The sequence below is a fragment of the Streptomyces sp. LUP47B genome (genome assembly GCF_001746295.1).
Taxonomy (GTDB): domain Bacteria; phylum Actinomycetota; class Actinomycetes; order Streptomycetales; family Streptomycetaceae; genus Streptomyces.
Genome location: NZ_MJAH01000007.1, coordinates 258,041 through 274,146 on the forward strand (window position 1 = coordinate 258,041; position 16,106 = coordinate 274,146).

The following is a 16,106-nucleotide window of genomic DNA, read 5'->3' on the forward strand; positions in this document are numbered from 1 at the left end:
CGCGTGCCACGCTCGATAACCGAACCATCCAGTTCGTTCGGTTGGAGATGAGTGATGTCCCGCAAGCTGCCTCTTCTGATGGCGCTGGCCTGCGGCGTCGGTGTGGCGAACGTCTACTTCCCGCAGGCCCTGACCCCCCTCATCGCCGACGGTCTCGGCGTCACCCCGGCCACGGCGGCGATCGTGGCGACAGTGACCCAGCTCGGATACGCGGTCGGGATCTTTCTGCTGGTGCCCCTCGGCGACCGCCTCCCCCGTCGCCCGCTGATCACCGGCCTGCTCGCGACGACCGGTGTCGCTCTCCTCGTCGCCGGTCTCGCCCCGGCCACCGGCCTCCTCCTGACGGCGGGTGCCGTGGTGGGGGTGGCCACCGTGGTTCCGCAACTCCTGCTGCCCATGGCCGCGGGTCTGGTCGAGTCCGATCGGCGCGGCAGCGTGATCGGCACCCTTCAGGCGGGCCTGATCGGCGGCATCCTGCTGGCCCGCACCTTCGGCGGCGTGCTGGGAGAGCACCTGGGCTGGCGCGCCCCGTATCTCGTCGCCGCCGTGCTGACCGGGCTGCTGGCCGTGGTCCTCGGCCTCGCCCTGCCGGGCAACGCCCCGGCCGTACACGACCGTTACCCGACCCTGCTCGCAGACACCCTGCGGATGCTGCGCGACGAGCGGGAGCTACGGCGCTCCGTGCTCTTCCAGGTCACCCTGTTCGGCGGGTTCAGCGCGGCCTGGACCGCGCTGGCTCTGCTCATCACCGGATCCCGCTACGGCATGGGTACCCAGGCCGTGGGGCTGCTGGCCCTGATCGGGGCAGGCAGCATGTTCTGCGCCCCCACGGCCGGACGCTGGGTGGACCGGCTCGGTGCCGACCGGGTGAACCTGTGGTGCATCCTGGCCGCCCTCGCCTCAGCGGCGGTGCTCACCGCCGGCTCGCTGGGCGGAGTGGTGGGGCTGGTGGCACTCGCGGTCGGGCTGCTCCTGCTGGACGTGGCGGTGCAGTGCGGTCAGGTCGCCAACCAGGCCCGTATCTTCGCGCTGCGCCCCGAGGCCCGCAGCCGTCTGAACACCGGTTACATGACCTGCGCGTTCCTCGGCGGCAGCGCCGGGTCCTGGCTCGGCACCCGCGCCTACGTCCAGCTGGGCTGGGGTGCCGTCTGCGCCCTCATCGCCCTTGCCGCGGTCCTCGCCCTCACCGCGTACCTGACCGGTCGCCGCGGGCAGCACAGCGACCCGGAGCCCCGGCCTCGGTTGGCCGACCTGCCTCGATGACGAGTCACCATCAGGCGCCGAAGCGATACACCGCCCGCTCGAACGAGGCCGCACCGTGCGGAGAGCGCCGTCTCGGCACGGTGCGGCTGTCGGTGCGGCCGGGTCAGCCGGCGTTGAAGCGGTAGGCCCCCGCCCGGGCCCGGTAGACCTTGTACGGCGCACCGCCCGAGGTGTCGTCACGTACATGGGTGACACCGCGGGGCGCGGTGACGGGCTTGTCCTGGGTGGGGACCCAGATCTCGGCCTCCGTGTTGTACGGGATGGTCACCGCGAGGTCGATCCGGCCGTCCTGGCGGCGCCGCCACTCCGACGACACCGTGCCGCGCACGGTGTCGATCGAGGCGCTTACATGATCGAGGAGCGCGGGCGCCAGGTCGGTGTCCTCGGTGTTCTCCGGGACCCGGCTGTTGACGGCCACCGCGGGGACGTACGGGCGGATGCGCAGCGTCTCGTAGGCGGTCGAGGTCGGCCTGATGCCGGCCAGGCTCTGGTAGAACCAGGTGGCCACGTTGGAGCGGTAGTGGTGGTCGACCGAGAGCCGGTCGGTCCACTGCTCCCACAGCGAGGTCGCGCCCTTGGCGATCTGGTACACGTAGCCGGGCACGCCGGTCTGGGTGACGGCCTTCAGCGCGATGTCCGTGTAGCCGTACTCGCTGAGGATGTTGAACTCGTAGCGCGAGCCGTACATGTCGTTCTGGATGTGCTGTCCGGCGGCCGTGATGCGGTCGGCGAGCAGCTTGGCGAGGGCCTTCTTGTTCTCGGCGAGCGGCTTGGTGGCGGCCAGGTAGCGGGGGTCGCCGGAGTCGAGGTCGGAGCCGGGGACCAGGTCGAAGGCGATGGCCATGGCGTTCTCGCTGGAGATGCTGCCCTGGGCGAAGTACCCCTGTGACGTGTCCCAGTAGTTGCCGATGAACGCCTTGCGCAGGGTGCGCGCCAACTGGGCGTAGTGGACGGCCCGTTCGATACGGCCCAGCCTGCGGCCCACCTCGTCCATGTAGTCGCAGAAGTGGATGTAGAAGGCGAGGCTGATGACGGCGTTGCTGCCGGGGGGCTCCGCGCCGGAGTAGGCGCCGAGCGAGGCCTCGAACTTGTAGTCGTTCTCGGCGGTGAACAGCGTCTCGTAGTACGTCAGGAGTGTGTCCTGGTGGTCATAGAGCTCGGCGAAGAGGCTGCTGTTGCCGTAGTACGTGTAGAGCTCCCTGGGGATGACGAAGTACGCCGAGTCCCAGGCCGGGACCGCCTTCCATGCGGCGTTCCAGCCTGGGGTGCGGTTGTAGCCGTATCCGCCCTTGGCGATCGGGACGAACATGGGCAGCTGGCCGGTGGAGATCTGTGTGTCCGGGAAGTGGCGCAGGTAGTTGGTAAGGACGGCGTTGACGTCCCAGGTGAGGGATTCGGACTCGGAGCTGGCCATGGCGTCGCCGGTCCAGCCGTTCTTCTCGCGGGACGGGGTGTCGGTGGGCTTCTGTACGAGGTTGTTCTGCTCGGCCCACTCCAGGTTGCGCTGGAGGCGGTTGAGCAGGGCGTTGTCGGTGGTGAAGGTGCCGGTGCGGGCGAATCCGGAGCGGGCGACGCCGACGGTCAGGACGTCCGCGTCCCGGGTGAGGTCGGGGGTCCGGCCTAGGACGGTCTCGAGGTTCATGACCTCCAGGTAGCGGAAGCCGAAGTGGCTGAACTGCTGTTCCCAGGTCTGCGTGGGACGGCGGCCCAGCGTGTAGTAGTGCGTCTGGAGATCGGCGTCGTGCTGGAAGTTCTCCTCCTCCACGGAGAACGGGGAGGCGGCCGTGCCGTCGCCGCCGCTGATGCGGTTGCCACCCCGGATACGGAGGGTGAGGCCCTCCTTGTCGGAGCGGACGCCGGTGAGGGACAGCCGGACGAGGCCGGTCATGATCTGGCCGTAGTCCAGGACCCACACGCCCGAGCCGGGTGCCGTCTCGGTGAGCGCTACCGGGCGCAGAATCTGGTTGACCAGCACCGGTTCCGCCTCGTGGGCGCGTACGGCCGCAGCTCGGAAGCCGTCGGGGATCGTCGTGGCCGGGAGCGCGCCGTGGTACGCGGGGGACGGTCCGGAGCAACTGCCCGGCGGGATCAGCACAGTGGCCGGGCGCCACTCGCGGCCGGTACGGTGGCCGACCGCCCGCCACTCCCCCAACGCCTCGGCGCGGCGGGCGTCGTACTTCTCGCCCGAGTAGACCGAGTCGAAGGTCGTGGGCCCGTCCGCGGTGAGCCAGTCCTTGTCGGTGACGAGGGTGGTGGTGGAGCCGTCGGTGTACGTCACGACGAGCTTCGCGCGCAGGCGGGGCGCGCCGCTGTAGGGGGCGAGCTGCCAGTACCACTCCTGAGGGGTCGTCAGCCCGTACCAGCCACGGCCGAGTTCGGCGGCGACGACGTTCTCGCGGCCGTCCTGGAGCAGCGCGGTGACGTCGAAGGTGTCGTAGAGGATTGTGCGGTCGTAGGTGCTCTGGTCGGTCAGGAGGCGGGGCACGTTGGTGTGGTCGCGGGTCGCCCGCTTGCCGTCGACGGTGAGGGGGTCGCCGTTCACGGTGAAGGTGACGTTGCCGGCGGCGCTCAGGTGCAGGCGGGCCGTGGAGACGCGGCGGCCGCGGGGCAGGGTGAAGGCGCGGCGCAGCAGGGGTGCCGGGTTGGCGATGGGGAGAATGGCGTTCTTGGCGGGGATGTAGGGGTTCTTCGGCGGGAAGGTCAGGCCCGAGAGGGTGCCGATGCCGGCCTCGAACGGGTTGGCGCCGGTGGTGAGGTCGACGGCGAAGTCGGGGGCGCCGGTGCCGGTCACCTTGACGTCGCGGATGGTGGCGCTGGTGCCGCCGGCGAAGCCGAAGCTGCCGTGGCGGCGGACCTGGTCGCCGGTGAGGGTGCGGCTGTCGACCTCGATGCCGTTGACCGTGGTGGTGACGGTGAGGCCCACGGCCTTGACCTGGACGGTGTGGTCGCGGGTGGCCCAGGTGTTGTTGCTCAGGCCGGTCGAGGCGGGGAGGGTGACCGTCGCGACGGGGACGGTGCGGGTGCCCGAGGTGGTGGGGTTGGTCTCGCTCTGGGGGTCGTAGCGGTTCACGCCCCAGTCCGGCTCGGAGGTGCCGTCGTCGATCCAGGTGTTGCCGGCGTAATGGCGGGTCGTCATGACGAGCTGCATGTCGTCGCCGCTCTGCCTGATGGTCCAGTTCAGGCCTTCGCCCCACGTCTTGCCGATGGGTTCGGCGCGCAACAGCAGGGACAGGCCGGCGGTGGGGTCCGTGCCGCCGCGGAAGACGACGGTCGCGGTGAGGTCCCGCCAATCGTGGTCCTGGGGCTGACGCCCGCCGATCCACTGCGCACCCGACCAGCCCTTGTCGCCCTTCGCCAGACCCGTCTCCCACCTCGCGGGCTCGCTCCACGGGCCGGGGGCGCCCTTCTCGTCCCAGGTCCGCACCCGCCAGAAGTACGCCCGCTCCACGGTCAGTACCCCGCCGCCGTAGGCGACTGCGGTGCTGTCGGAGCTCGCCACCTTGCCGCTGCGCCAGACGTCCGCGGTGCCGGGCCTCGTGCCGACCCGGATCTCGTACGCGCTCTGCCTGGCCACCGGGGGCACCCAGCTGAAGGTCGGCTCGGTCTCGGTTCCCAGCGGCTCGGTGCGGGAGTTGACCTGCAACCCGGCCGGTGCGGCAGCCTTTCCGCCGGCCGCCCTGGCCTGCGGCGCGGCGGCGAGCGGGAGGGAGGCTCCGGCCGCCGCCGCGGTCATGATGCCGATCAAGTGCCGGCGGCTCAGGGCACCTCTGTTGTCCTCGTCCACGGATCGTTCCTTTCGTGAGCAGAAGGAATTGAAACGATTCAATACCTTCCAAGTGGAAAGCTTACGAATGGCGTGGGCCAAGCACAATGGTTCGGTGCAGGGTGATACCCCCTGCGGCGCCCCGATGTTCACTGGACGGACGGTGGCGTTGCGCGGACCGAACGGCCTTCGGATACGCCGCGGGTCGGCAGCCGACCGTGACGAGGGGGGTGCCTACGTGATCATCGAGGACGAGACCCAGCTCACCGCGGCGGTGCTCGCCGAGACCGAGCGGGCCGGGGACCCGCGCGTCAAAGAGATCACCCAGACGCTGGTGCGCCATCTGCACGGTTTCGCCCGCGAAGTACGGCTGACCGAGAAGGAGTTCGACGCCGTCATCGCCATCGCGGCGAAGGCGGTGTCCCGCACCGGCGCGGACTGCGCGGCTGCGGTGAAGGCCTCGGGGCGCAGGGCCTACGGCGGCCGGCCGGCGTAGGCCTCGGGGCGCAGGGCCTACGGCGGCCGGCCGGCGCAGGCCGCATCGACGGCGGCGAGCAGCGGGGCAGGGCCGCAGCAGTACACCTTGGTGTCCGGCCTCGGCGCGCCCAGCCAGGCCATCGGGTCCAGCAGCCCGAGTTCGTTCTGCGGGACGGCATGGACCCGCTCGCCGTAAACCGCCGTGAGCTTCGCGCAAAGGGCCATCGACGACCATGTACGCCCGCTGTACAGCAACTGCCAGTCCACGCAGGGCAGTTCGGCCTGACACACCATGGGCAGCAGCGGGGTGATGCCGATCCCGCCCGCGATGAAGAGGTACTTCTCCGACGGCACGAGGGGGAAGTGATTGCGCGGGGCGCCGACACCGACGCAGTCTCCCGGACGCAGCCGGTCGTGCACGTGGGCGGGTCCTCCCGGCCCGCGGGCTCCCTCAGCACGGCGATCCGGTAGGCGTGCGCCTCCCACCGGTCGCCGCGCAGCGACTACTACCGGGTCGTCCCGTCCGGCAGCACCAGGTCGATGTGCGATCCCGGCGTCCAGTCCGGCAGCCGGGCGCCGTCCGGGTGGGTGAGGGTGAGTGACACGATTCCCTCGGCGACTTGCTCCTTCGCGGAGACTGTCAGTCCCGGACCGGCGCCGGGCCCGGCGTCCGCATCCGCACAGGTTCCGACCACGTTGTCGCCTCCGGTCGTTGAGGTTGCCCGCAGGACGCGCGGCGACGGGAGACGGCCGTGACGGCATTCTCAATCCGTAAGAGACGAATCCTTGAGAGACGAACTTCCGTCGGCTCCCAGCGCGCGGGAGACACCACGTGCCGCCGTCCGCACCACGGGTACGACGGACGAACCCCCCGCCTCGTTGGGCACGATCACCGCCAGCGCGGCCACCAAGTCACCGCGCGCGTTCCGCACCGGAGCCGCGATACCCAGCGCGTCCGGGTGGACGTAACCCGGGCAGTACGCGTACCCCTGCCGGCGGACCTCGGCCAGAACGGCCCGCAGGCGCGCGGCGGTGGCTGGAGTGTCCGGGGTGTAGCACTCCAGAGGCCCGTCGAGCACCCGTTCCCTCAGGTCGGCGGGTCCGTGGGCGAGCAGGACGAGGCCGCTCGAGGAGGCGTGCAGGGGCAGGCGGCCCGCGATGCGGGTGTAGTTGATGACGGCCGCCGGCGCGGTCAGCCGTTCCAGGAACAGCACCTCGTCGCCGTCCAGCACACCTAGCTGCACGTGGTGGCCTACGACGTCATGGACGCCCTCCATGAACGGCATCGCCGCATTCCGCAGCGACAGGGAGGGCGAGGCCCTGGTGGCCAACTCCCACAGACGCATACCGATCCGCACCCGGCGGTCGTCGTCCCGGGTCAGGAAGCCGTACGACGCCAGCTCGGCCACGAGTCGCGACGCGGTCGCCACGTGCAGCCCCGTTCGCCGGGAGATCTCGGAGACGGTCAGGGCCGGCTCCTCCGGCGTGAACGCCTCGAAGATGCGTACGGCCCTCGACAGCACCGAGTCACCGTTCTGTGTCCTCACCCGGCCATCATCGGGTCCCTTCCCGGCACTTCAAGCCGGCGTTCGTCGCCGGGCGGTTCGACGGGCGGTGGCGCTGCGCCGCCCGTGTCTCGACATGCTGAACGTCGCCGACGTCCCGTTGCCCGAGCAGGCGCCCGCAGAGATCGTCGTCGAGTCGAGGTGCATGTCGTAACCCTGCCCGTGGTGCCGCCACGCCCGTCACCGCGTCCGGCACCAACCGCCACCCGGCCCACGAGGCGAACCCCTCCTCCAGGCGTTCCGCCATCTCCCCCACACACAGCATCGCCGCCTCGACCGGATCCACGAACACGACCGAAGTAATCGGCCCACGGCCCCACCAGCTCGGCGACCGGACTGCGGCCGTCATTGCCGGAACGGCAGCTACGCCGGCGGGATTCCGAGGCGTTCCGCGAGCTCGTGGGCGCTGATGCCGTACGTCTCCCGGATCCGTACGCCGTCGGGGCCGACGTCGAAGACGCCGTGGTCGGTGTAGACGCGGCTGACGCAGCCGACGCCGGTGAGCGGGTAGGTGCAGTGCGGGACGAGCTTCGGTTCGCCGGAGCGGGTGAAGAGCGTCATCATCACGTAGACGTCCTTGGCGCCGATGGCGAGGTCCATGGCGCCGCCGACGGCGGGGATGTCGTCGGGTTTGCCGGTGGTCCAGTTGGCGAGGTCGCCGTCGAAGGCGACCTGGTAGGCGCCGAGGACGCAGACGTCGAGGTGCCCGCCGCGCATCATGGCGAAGGAGTCGGCGTGGTGGAAGTACGCCGCTCCCGGCAGTTCGGTCACCGGGACCTTGCCGGCGTTGGTCAGGTCGGGGTCGACCGCGTCGCCCTCGGCCTTGGGGCCCATGTTGAGCATGCCGTTCTCGGTGTGCAGCACCACCCCGGAGTCGGCCGGCAGATGGTCGGCGATCTTGGTGGGCTGTCCGATGCCGAGGTTGACGAAGGCGCCGGACGGAATGTCGCGGGCGATGACGGCGGCCAGTTCGTCCATCGAGAGCCGGTGGTCGGCACGCATCTGATCGCTTGGCGTGGTGGTCATCGTGCCCCCTGCACCGTGTAGTGGCGGGCCGCCACCTGGACGACCCGGTCGACGTAGATGGACGGGGTGACGACGGCCTCGGGGTCGAGCTTGCCGGGCTCGACGATCTGGTCGACCTGGACGATGGTCCTCGTCGCGGCCGTGGCCATGACCGGTCCGAAGTTGCGGGCCGTCTTCCGGTAGACGAGGTTGCCCATCGCGTCCGCGACGTGCGCGCCGATCAGCGCGTAGTCGCCCTTGATGGGGTACTCGAGCAGGTACCTGCGGCCGTCGATCTCCCGTTCCTCCTTGCCCTCGGCGAGCGGGGTGCCGACCGCGGTCGGGCAGTAGAAGGCGCCGATGCCGGCGCCGGCCGCGCGCATCCGCTCGGCGAGGTTGCCCTGCGGCACCACCTCGAGCTCGATCTTCCCTTCGCGGTAGAGGCCGTCGAAGACCCAGGAGTCGGCCTGGCGCGGGAAGGAGCAGAGCACCTTGCGCACTCGCCCTGCGGCCAGCAGCGCGGCCAGTCCGACGTCACCGTTGCCGGCGTTGTTGGACACGATCGTGAGGTCCTTCGCACCCTGCCGGATGAGGGCCTCGATCAGGTCGAACGGCATGCCCGCCAGACCAAAGCCGCCGACGAGGATCGTGGAGCCGTCCTCGATCCCGGCGACCGCGGCGTCGGTGCTTTCGAGGATCTCCGCCCGGCTCATCGGTCCGCCCCCGTGACATCGCAGTTCTCGAGTACGACGGCCAGGCCCTGGCCGACGCCGATGCAGATCGCGGCGACGCCGTAGCGCTGCCTCGTCTCGCGCAGCACCTTGGCCAGCGTGGCGAGGACGCGACCGCCCGAGGCGCCCAGCGGGTGCCCGATCGCGATGGCGCCGCCCTTCTGGTTGACGATGGCGGGGTCGACCTTCCACGCGTCGACGCAGGCGAGCGACTGCACGGCGAAGGCCTCGTTCAGCTCCACCGCGCCCACCTGGTCCCAGCCGATACCGGCCCGGGCCAGCGCACGGTTCGCGGCCTCGACCGGGGCGTAGCCGAAGGCCTGCGGCTCCAGCGCCATCACACCGCGGCCCGCGATGCGGGCGATCGGGTCGGTCCCGATCGTGGCCGCGGCACTCTCGCTGCCCAGCAGCACCGCGGAGGCACCGTCGTTGAGCGGGCTGGCGTTGCCCGCGGTGATGGTGCCGCCCTGCTCCGCCGTACGGAAGACCGGCTTGAGCCCCGCCAGGACCTCCGGTGTGGATCCGGCCCGGATGCCCTCGTCGCGGGTCAGGTCGACGCCCTCGACCGGCACCACCAGGTCGTCGTAGAAGCCCGACTCCCATGCTGCGTGGGCGAGTTGGTGGGAGCGGGCGGCGAACTCGTCCTGCCGTTCGCGGGAGATGTCGAAACGCTCCCGGAGCTGCTCGTTGGACTCGCCGAGGCTGACCGTCCATTCCTTGGGCATCCGCGGGTTGACCAGCCGCCAGCCGAGCGTGGTCGAGACCGCGGTGACGTCGCCCGCCGGGAAGGGCTTCGCCGACTTCGGCAGCACCCACGGCGCACGTGTCATGGACTCCACACCGCCGGTCAGCACCACCTCGGCGTCGCCGGACTCGATCGTGCGGCTCGCCGTCATCGCAGCGTCGAGGCTGGAACCGCACAGCCGGTTGATCGTGGTGCCGGGCACACTCACCGGGAGCCCGGCGAGCAGCGCCGCCATGCGGCCGACGTTGCGGTTCTCCTCACCGGCGCCGTTGGCGTTGCCCCACACCACGTCGTCGATCGCGGCGGGGTCGAGACCCGGCACCCGGGCGAGCGTCGAGGTGATCGCGGCGGCGGCGAGGTCGTCGGGGCGGACGCCGGCCAGCGCGCCGTTGAAGCGGCCGAACGGCGTGCGTGTGGCGGAGTAGAGGAAAGCACTCATGGCGCACACGCTAATCCCGGGCCGCGATATTCTGAAGTACTCATATCCGAGCCGATTGATATGGACGACGTATGGATCTTCGGCACCTGCGGTACTTCGTGGCGGTGGCCGAGGAGCGCCACTTCGGTCGCGCCGCCGAGCGGCTCCACATGGCCCAGCCGCCGCTGTCCCAGCAGATCCGCCAGCTGGAGACCGAGCTCGGCGTCCAACTGCTCCACCGCACCACACGCCGCGTCGACCTCACCGAGGCCGGCCGGGCCTACCTCGAGCGGGCGCGTGGGATCCTCGCCGACGTCGACGAGGCCGGCCAGCACGCACGGCTCGTCGCCGCAGGCTCGGTTGGTCACCTCGCGATCGGGTGCGTGGGCTCGGCGACGTACAGCCTCCTGCCCGCGCTCTCGCGGCGGCTCACGGAGGAGCTTCCCGGCGTCGACTTCTCCTTCCGCGGGGAGATGCTCGCGCCCGACCAGGTCGAGGCGCTGCGCACCGGCGCGATCGACGTCGCACTGCTGCGTCCCGCGGCCGCCGACCTCTCCCTCACCGTGCACACGCTCCGTCGGGACCGGCTCGTCGTCGCCGTACCGGCCGACCACCCCCTCGCCCGCCGGAAACGGCTGCGGGCGGCGGACCTGGCCGGTGCCGACCTGATCGTGCACTCCGCAGACCGCCGGTCGGTGATGTACGACGTCGTCCTGGGCCTGCTGCGCGAGGCGGGCATCGAGCCGCACATCCGCCACGAGGTCGGCGAGACCTCGACGCTGGTCACGCTCGTGGCCGGCGGCCTCGGCGTCGCCGTCGTGCCCGAGCCCGTGACCGCGCTGGCACTCGACGGCGTCGCCTACCGACCGCTGACCGGTGCCGGCGCACGCGTGGAACTCGCCGTCGCCCACCGTGCGGACCGCTCCGAGCCGCACCTGGCACGCACCGTGGGGATCATCCAGGCGATGTTCTGAGACGCACTCGGGGCCGACGGCACGACATGGCTGAACACTTGCTGCTGATTGCCGGTAAGGCGTGCGCCGCCGTGGCCACCGAGGGCGGTGACTCGGTCGGCAGCATGCGGGACGGGCGGCGGTGCGTGACGAAGACCGGCCGCGCGTACGGTCCTTGAGGGATCCCGGCCCTGGCCCCGCCGCCGACCCCGGCCCCGGCCCCGGAGAAGCGCATGTCCTCGATGCCGAGGTCGGCCCGCGCGGTCGTACGGCTCCTTCTCGGTGCCGTACGGCGGTGGCGAGGGCCGCCCCTGCTGGATACATGGTCAGTCCTGGTCGCCGCGGAGGGGGAGGAATCGCAGGTAGGCGGGGACGGCGACGGCGGTGACAGCGACGTGCATGACCATGAGGGGGCTCGCTCTCCCGCCTCTCCCAGGTCGTGGCCCGGCTCGAACGCAAGGGATAGGCCCAGCGCCGCCCCGATCCGGCCGACGGCCGCTACACGCTGGCCGCTCTGACCGACGAGGGGTACCGGAAGATCGTCGACGCCGGTCCCGGCCACGTCGCGGAAGTACGCCGCCTGGTGTTCGACCCGTTGACCAAGGCACAGGTCAAACAGCTCGCCCACATCGGCCGGCGCATCCTGCACACCATCGCCCCGGACCAATACGACGGTGACCGGGGAGTGAGTCCGTTCCTCAAGGCCGAGCGGGAGTGAGCCGGCGGTGAGACCGGTGGGCTCGCATGGTCAGGTGTGTACGGCGGCGCACCTGTCCACGCGGGCAGGCCCTCACCGCATCACCCGAGGCCACATCCCGAAGGGGCAGCCGTGCGAGGCGCGGTGACGCACAGCGGGCGGCGCTCAGAAGTCAGCCGGACCCGCGGATCGCGACGGCGACAGCGACAGCGACCCTCAGCACAGCCGCCGCACCCATCAGGCGGCAGCCCTGCACGACAACGACCTACGCGACGGCTTTCGCGACCGAATCGCAAGCCTGCTGCGCGATGCGGTCGTCCGTGGTGTCGTCCGCCCCGCCCACGCCGATGGCGCCGATGACCTCCCCGTCGGCCGTCACGATCGGCACGCCGCCGGCGACCGGCAGAAGGTTGGCGTCGACCAGGTGGGGAGGTGCCACCTGCATCTGCGGGGATGCCGCGAAGGCCGCGAACTTGGCTGTCGGGACACCGCTCACGGCCGAGGTGTAGGCCTTGCGTCGGGCGGTCTCCATACCGAGCAGGCCGACGCCGTCGTCACTGAGGAGAACCTTCGCGACACCACTTCGGTTGACCACGACGGCGCACACCTTGTGGCCCTCGGCCCGTCCTGCTTCCAGGGCGGCGAGTGCGGCGCCGTGCGCGATCTCGAAACTGAGCGGCTCTCGCATGGAGCGGTTCCTTCCCTTGCCGGCCTCTCGTCGACCGAAAGGTCGAGGGGCCGTCTTCCGTGGAGTTCGCTCAGTATGTAGCCGCCGGACGCGAATGTGAAGTGCGGATCACATTCGCATCCGGCATGGAGAGCTCACTGCGCGGAGGCCCCGAGCAGGTACAGGCAGGCGACGTTCACCAGCTCATCGGTGAGCTGACGCCACGTCAGCGGCCGGTCGGACTCGAAGAGTTCGCCGTACAGCACGCGGTTCTGGCAGGTCCCGTAGATCAAGCGATAGACGACATCCACACGCGCCTCCGGTTCCGGAGCGTCGATCATCAGAACGATCGGCTCCAGGAACTGCCGGAAGACCCGGACGGCGTCAATGGCTGCCTCGGAACCGACCCGGGCCACCGCGGGATCGGTGGCGCCCGCGGCGAGGAAGACGCGCATCAGGCGCTCGTGCGCCTGGTACGTCTCGGTGAGTCCGGTGACCGCCGAGGCGACCAGCGCGGCCGGATCCGTGCGCAGCGGGGTGAAGCGGCGGATGATGTCGGCGCGGAACTGGTCGATCATGTCGTGCTGCAGGGCCGCGATCAGGCGGTCCTTGTCGCCGAACCGCCGATAGACGCTGCCCACCGAGACACCCGCCCGGGCGGCGACGGCCGCGACGGTGAGCGCCTCGGTGCCGCCCTCTTCGAGCAGGGCCGTGCCTGCTTCCAGGATCCGCTGCTGGGTCAGTCGGCTGCGCGCCTGCTGCGCCGGCGGCAGATCGAGGGACGGTTCGGTACTCACCGCACCAGCGTATACGCCGCCAACATCGCCTCCGGCAGCCCCTGTACGCGGTGCGACCGGCCGTCGTTCCAGCCCCACCGTATTCCGCCGACCGGCCGCTCCCCCGCCTGGCGAGCATCTGAACGTGACTCTTGACGCACTCGTTGGTTAAATGCGAATGTGAATCAACAATCCTATTTGAGGTCGCACACGACGGTGCCCTCGCAGGTGTTCCCCCACAGCCCTGCATGCTCCATCTGCTGTGCACCCGAGCCGCACGGGAGACAGAACGATGACCACCACTTCAGAGGTCGACACCGGCACGGCCTACGGCCGCCCGAAGCCCTCGTACAACGCCCGCCTCCGCGAGGTGGGCCCCGGTACCCCCATGGGCGAGGCCCTGCGCCGGTACTGGCACCCGGTCGCAAGCTCCGAGACGCTCATCGCCGGCGCCCTGCCGCAGAAGACCCGCGTACTCGGTGAGGACCTGGTCGTCTTCCGGGACGGACAGGGCAACCCCGGTGTCGTGATCGAGCGCTGTACCCACCGCGGCGCCAGCCTCTTCTACGGCCGCGTCGAGGACGACGGCATCCGCTGCTGCTATCACGGCTGGAAGTTCGACGTCCAGGGCCGCTGCATCGAGCAGGCCTGCGAGCCGGCCCTGGGGCGCAGGCGCGACGCCGCCCGTCAGCCGTGGTACCCCGTCGAGGAGCGCTACGGCCTGGTCTTCGTCTACATGGGGCCGCCCGAGCTCAAGCCCGAACTCCCGCGCTACGACGTGCTGGAGAACCCCGCGGAGGACGAGAAGTACTTCGCCAGCTGGCCGGTCCCCCACGCCGCGGTCCTCGGTATGCCGACCGACTTCAGCTGGCTCAACATCTACGAGAACTCCGCCGACCCGACGCACGTCACCTGGCTGCACTCCACGCACAGCGGGTACCAGATGCTGGGCACCGGCAAGGCCGGCGGCTACCCCGAGAACTTCTTCGACGCGTCCCTCATCGCCGACCGTGTGACGTACGAGCGCACCGACCACGGGCTGAAGTACACCCAGCGATTCGAGGTCGAGGGCGAGGACGGCGAGGTCAGCGAATACGGCTTCGCGGTGGAGCAGCACCTTCCCAACGTCTTCGGGCTGCCCGACTTCGTGAAGGTCACCCCCGACAAGCGGGCGGACCAGTTGCTGTGGGTCGTGCCCTCCGACGACACCAGCCACCGGCTCTTCTTCTCGATCCGCACGAACGATCCCCAGCGCATGGTCGGCTTCGTGATCGGCATCACTCAGAACGGCAAGCAGAACCACGAGCTGACCGACGAGGAGCGCCAGAGGTTCCCCGGTGACGCGGAGGCGCAGGGTTCGCAAGGAGCGATCACCCTGGACTCCGAGGAGACCCTGGCCACCTCGGACCGCGGCGTCGTCATGCTGCGCCGCATGCTGCTCGCGATGGCCGACGACGTCGAGGCCGGGCGCGACCCGATCAACATCGTCCGCGATCCGTCGGTGGTCCACCGCACCGAGTCCGGCCTGTTCAGCCTCGGCAAGCGCAAGGCGGGCGACGACGCCGACGCTCCGGCCGCCGCCGGCATCTGAGCGGGAACCATGAACAACGAGTGGCTCGACACCATCGTGGTCGCCCGGCACGACGCGACCTCCCGGATCGTGGTGCTCGATCTGGTCAGTCCCGACGGCGTCGAGCTCCCGGAGTTCGCCGCCGGGGCACATGTCGACGTACTGGTGGACGGTGCCGCCGGGCTGGTCCGCCAGTACTCCCTGTGCGGGCCGCCGCACGACCGCGCCCGCTACCGGCTGGCGGTGCTGGCCGAGGCGGCGTCGCGCGGCGGCTCGCTGGGGATGCACCGCCTCCGCGCGGGCGACAGACTGCGGATCTCGCGGCCGCGCAACAGGTTCGGCGTCTCGGACCGGGCCCGTCGCCATCTGCTGGTGGCCGGCGGTATCGGCGTGACTCCCCTGTTGGCCATGGCGCACGCGCTCGAAGCCGGCGGCGCGGAGTACGAGTTGCACTACTGCGCCCGTAGCCGGGCGGAGTCGGCGTTCCTCGACGAGTTGGAGAGGAACCCCCGCGTGCGGCTCCACTTCGACGACGGACCGGACGAGCAACGCCTCGGCATCGCCACCGACTTGGGCCCGCCCGACCCCGACACCGCGCTCTACGTCTGTGGCCCCGGCGGCTTCATGGACTTCGTGATCTCCTCCGCCCTTGGCGCGGGATGGCCTGCCGAAGCGATCCACAAGGAGCGCTTCGCACCCGTGGAGGACGTCGCCGCCCACACGGCCGGCGGGGCTTTCACGGTGCGGCTCGCCAAGACCGGCGGTGAGTTCGAGATCAAGGACGGCGAGAGCGTCCTCGATGTCCTGCTCGCGGCCGGCGTCGACGCCCCCTACTCCTGCCAGCAGGGAATCTGCGGCGACTGCATCGTGCGCGTACTCGCCGGAGAGCCCGACCACCGCGACGACGTCCTGACCGACCGTGAACGCGCCGACGGCATGTTCACCACGTGCTCGTCCCGAGCACTCTCACCGATTCTGGAGCTGGACCTATGACCACCACGTCCCCCGCAAACACCGAGGCCGTCCAGGCGATCGAGCAGGCAGAGGCCGCATGGCTCGTGGCTCTCGTCGAGGGCGAGAAAGCGTTGATCCCCCTCATGCTCGAGGACAGCCGCGTCGTCCATGGCCCGGTCGGGAAGGTCGACGACCGGGAGACCTGGGCCCACTTCCATGTGACCCGCCGTCGCTCCGTCGCCGCGAAGGCCACGGAACTCGAGATCACTGTGCGTGGCAACACCGCGATCACCACGAGCTTCCACGAGATGTACACCGTCCTCGACGAGAGCATCGCGCCGTTCCCGATGCAGGAGGTGGTGACGAAGGTCTGGGAGGAGACCCCGGAGGGCTGGCGCCTGGCGCACATGGTCATGGGCAGGCGTTTCCCGCCGGTCTGACGTCCCGGAACGGCCGACGGCATGACCCTCACACCGCTGTTCGATGAACGGACAAGAGGGTTCAGGGCATGCCGTCGGTCAT

16 protein-coding genes are annotated in these 16,106 nt (G+C 70.4%); 7 read left to right on the forward strand and 9 right to left on the reverse strand.

Annotated features, from left to right (window positions below; genetic code table 11):
- Window positions 1-54: 54 nt before the first annotated feature.
- Entirely contained in the window at window positions 55-1,263 is a 1,209-nt protein-coding gene (locus tag BFN33_RS23535; protein WP_069762093.1) for an MFS transporter, read from the forward strand.
- A 103-nt stretch (window positions 1,264-1,366) separates the two neighbouring features.
- Here the strand turns inward: BFN33_RS23535 and BFN33_RS23540 are convergent, their stop codons facing one another.
- Complete coding sequence (locus BFN33_RS23540) at window positions 1,367-5,047, reverse strand: family 78 glycoside hydrolase catalytic domain (RefSeq protein ID WP_256122846.1); 3,681 nt, start codon at window positions 5,045-5,047, stop codon at window positions 1,367-1,369.
- 217 nt (window positions 5,048-5,264) lie between these two features.
- Between BFN33_RS23540 and BFN33_RS54500 the strand changes: the two genes are divergently transcribed.
- Complete coding sequence (locus tag BFN33_RS54500; RefSeq protein WP_256122847.1) at window positions 5,265-5,522, forward strand: dioxygenase; 258 nt, start codon at window positions 5,265-5,267, stop codon at window positions 5,520-5,522.
- A gap of 17 nt (window positions 5,523-5,539) precedes the next feature.
- On the opposite strand, the gene BFN33_RS54505 is transcribed toward BFN33_RS54500, so the two are convergent.
- The 6 genes from BFN33_RS54505 to BFN33_RS23575 form a co-directional block, all read right to left on the reverse strand.
- The gene (locus BFN33_RS54505; RefSeq protein ID WP_069762095.1) at window positions 5,540-5,923 is read right to left on the reverse strand and encodes a ferredoxin reductase; all 384 of its coding nucleotides are present in this window, start codon (window positions 5,921-5,923) and stop codon (window positions 5,540-5,542) included.
- A 344-nt stretch (window positions 5,924-6,267) separates the two neighbouring features.
- On the reverse strand, window positions 6,268-7,050 hold the full coding sequence (locus BFN33_RS23560; RefSeq protein WP_069762097.1) for an IclR family transcriptional regulator: 783 nt from the start codon (window positions 7,048-7,050) through the stop codon (window positions 6,268-6,270).
- 7 nt (window positions 7,051-7,057) lie between these two features.
- Window positions 7,058-7,354: a hypothetical protein gene (locus BFN33_RS52695; RefSeq protein ID WP_141757992.1), complete on the reverse strand. Its 297-nt coding sequence runs from the start codon at window positions 7,352-7,354 to the stop codon at window positions 7,058-7,060.
- A gap of 77 nt (window positions 7,355-7,431) precedes the next feature.
- Window positions 7,432-8,094: a 3-oxoacid CoA-transferase subunit B gene (locus tag BFN33_RS23565; protein WP_069762098.1), complete on the reverse strand. Its 663-nt coding sequence runs from the start codon at window positions 8,092-8,094 to the stop codon at window positions 7,432-7,434.
- Window positions 8,091-8,786, reverse strand: coding sequence for a 3-oxoacid CoA-transferase subunit A (locus tag BFN33_RS23570; RefSeq protein WP_069762099.1), 696 nt, complete (start codon window positions 8,784-8,786; stop codon window positions 8,091-8,093). Before BFN33_RS23570 ends, BFN33_RS23565 begins: the two co-directional genes overlap by 4 nt.
- A complete protein-coding gene (locus BFN33_RS23575; protein ID WP_069762100.1) occupies window positions 8,783-9,988 on the reverse strand; it encodes a thiolase family protein in 1,206 nt (401 codons plus the stop codon). Before BFN33_RS23575 ends, BFN33_RS23570 begins: the two co-directional genes overlap by 4 nt.
- 71 nt (window positions 9,989-10,059) lie before the next feature.
- On the opposite strand from BFN33_RS23575, the gene BFN33_RS23580 reads away from it, so the two are divergent.
- Together BFN33_RS23580 and BFN33_RS55580 are read left to right on the forward strand one after the other, a co-directional pair.
- Entirely contained in the window at window positions 10,060-10,941 is an 882-nt protein-coding gene (locus BFN33_RS23580; protein WP_069762101.1) for a LysR substrate-binding domain-containing protein, read from the forward strand.
- Window positions 10,942-11,503: 562 nt separating this feature from the next.
- On the forward strand, window positions 11,504-11,638 hold the full coding sequence (locus BFN33_RS55580; protein ID WP_370743309.1) for a hypothetical protein: 135 nt from the start codon (window positions 11,504-11,506) through the stop codon (window positions 11,636-11,638).
- Between the two features lie 244 nt (window positions 11,639-11,882).
- On the opposite strand, the gene BFN33_RS23590 is transcribed toward BFN33_RS55580, so the two are convergent.
- The gene (locus BFN33_RS23590) at window positions 11,883-12,305 is read right to left on the reverse strand and encodes a heme-binding protein (RefSeq protein WP_069762102.1); all 423 of its coding nucleotides are present in this window, start codon (window positions 12,303-12,305) and stop codon (window positions 11,883-11,885) included.
- A 134-nt stretch (window positions 12,306-12,439) separates the two neighbouring features.
- Complete coding sequence (locus BFN33_RS23595; protein WP_069762103.1) at window positions 12,440-13,081, reverse strand: TetR/AcrR family transcriptional regulator; 642 nt, start codon at window positions 13,079-13,081, stop codon at window positions 12,440-12,442.
- Window positions 13,082-13,352: 271 nt separating this feature from the next.
- On the opposite strand from BFN33_RS23595, the gene BFN33_RS23600 reads away from it, so the two are divergent.
- From BFN33_RS23600 to BFN33_RS23610, 3 genes are read left to right on the forward strand one after another with little or no spacing between them, the layout of a single operon-like run.
- On the forward strand, window positions 13,353-14,651 hold the full coding sequence (locus BFN33_RS23600; RefSeq protein ID WP_069762104.1) for a Rieske 2Fe-2S domain-containing protein: 1,299 nt from the start codon (window positions 13,353-13,355) through the stop codon (window positions 14,649-14,651).
- A gap of 9 nt (window positions 14,652-14,660) precedes the next feature.
- Window positions 14,661-15,623, forward strand: a complete 963-nt coding sequence (locus BFN33_RS23605; RefSeq protein ID WP_069762105.1) for a PDR/VanB family oxidoreductase — start codon at window positions 14,661-14,663, stop codon at window positions 15,621-15,623.
- On the forward strand, window positions 15,620-16,024 hold the full coding sequence (locus BFN33_RS23610; protein ID WP_069762106.1) for a nuclear transport factor 2 family protein: 405 nt from the start codon (window positions 15,620-15,622) through the stop codon (window positions 16,022-16,024). The genes BFN33_RS23605 and BFN33_RS23610 overlap by 4 nt, the downstream gene beginning before the upstream one ends.
- Window positions 16,025-16,106 lie beyond the last annotated feature (82 nt).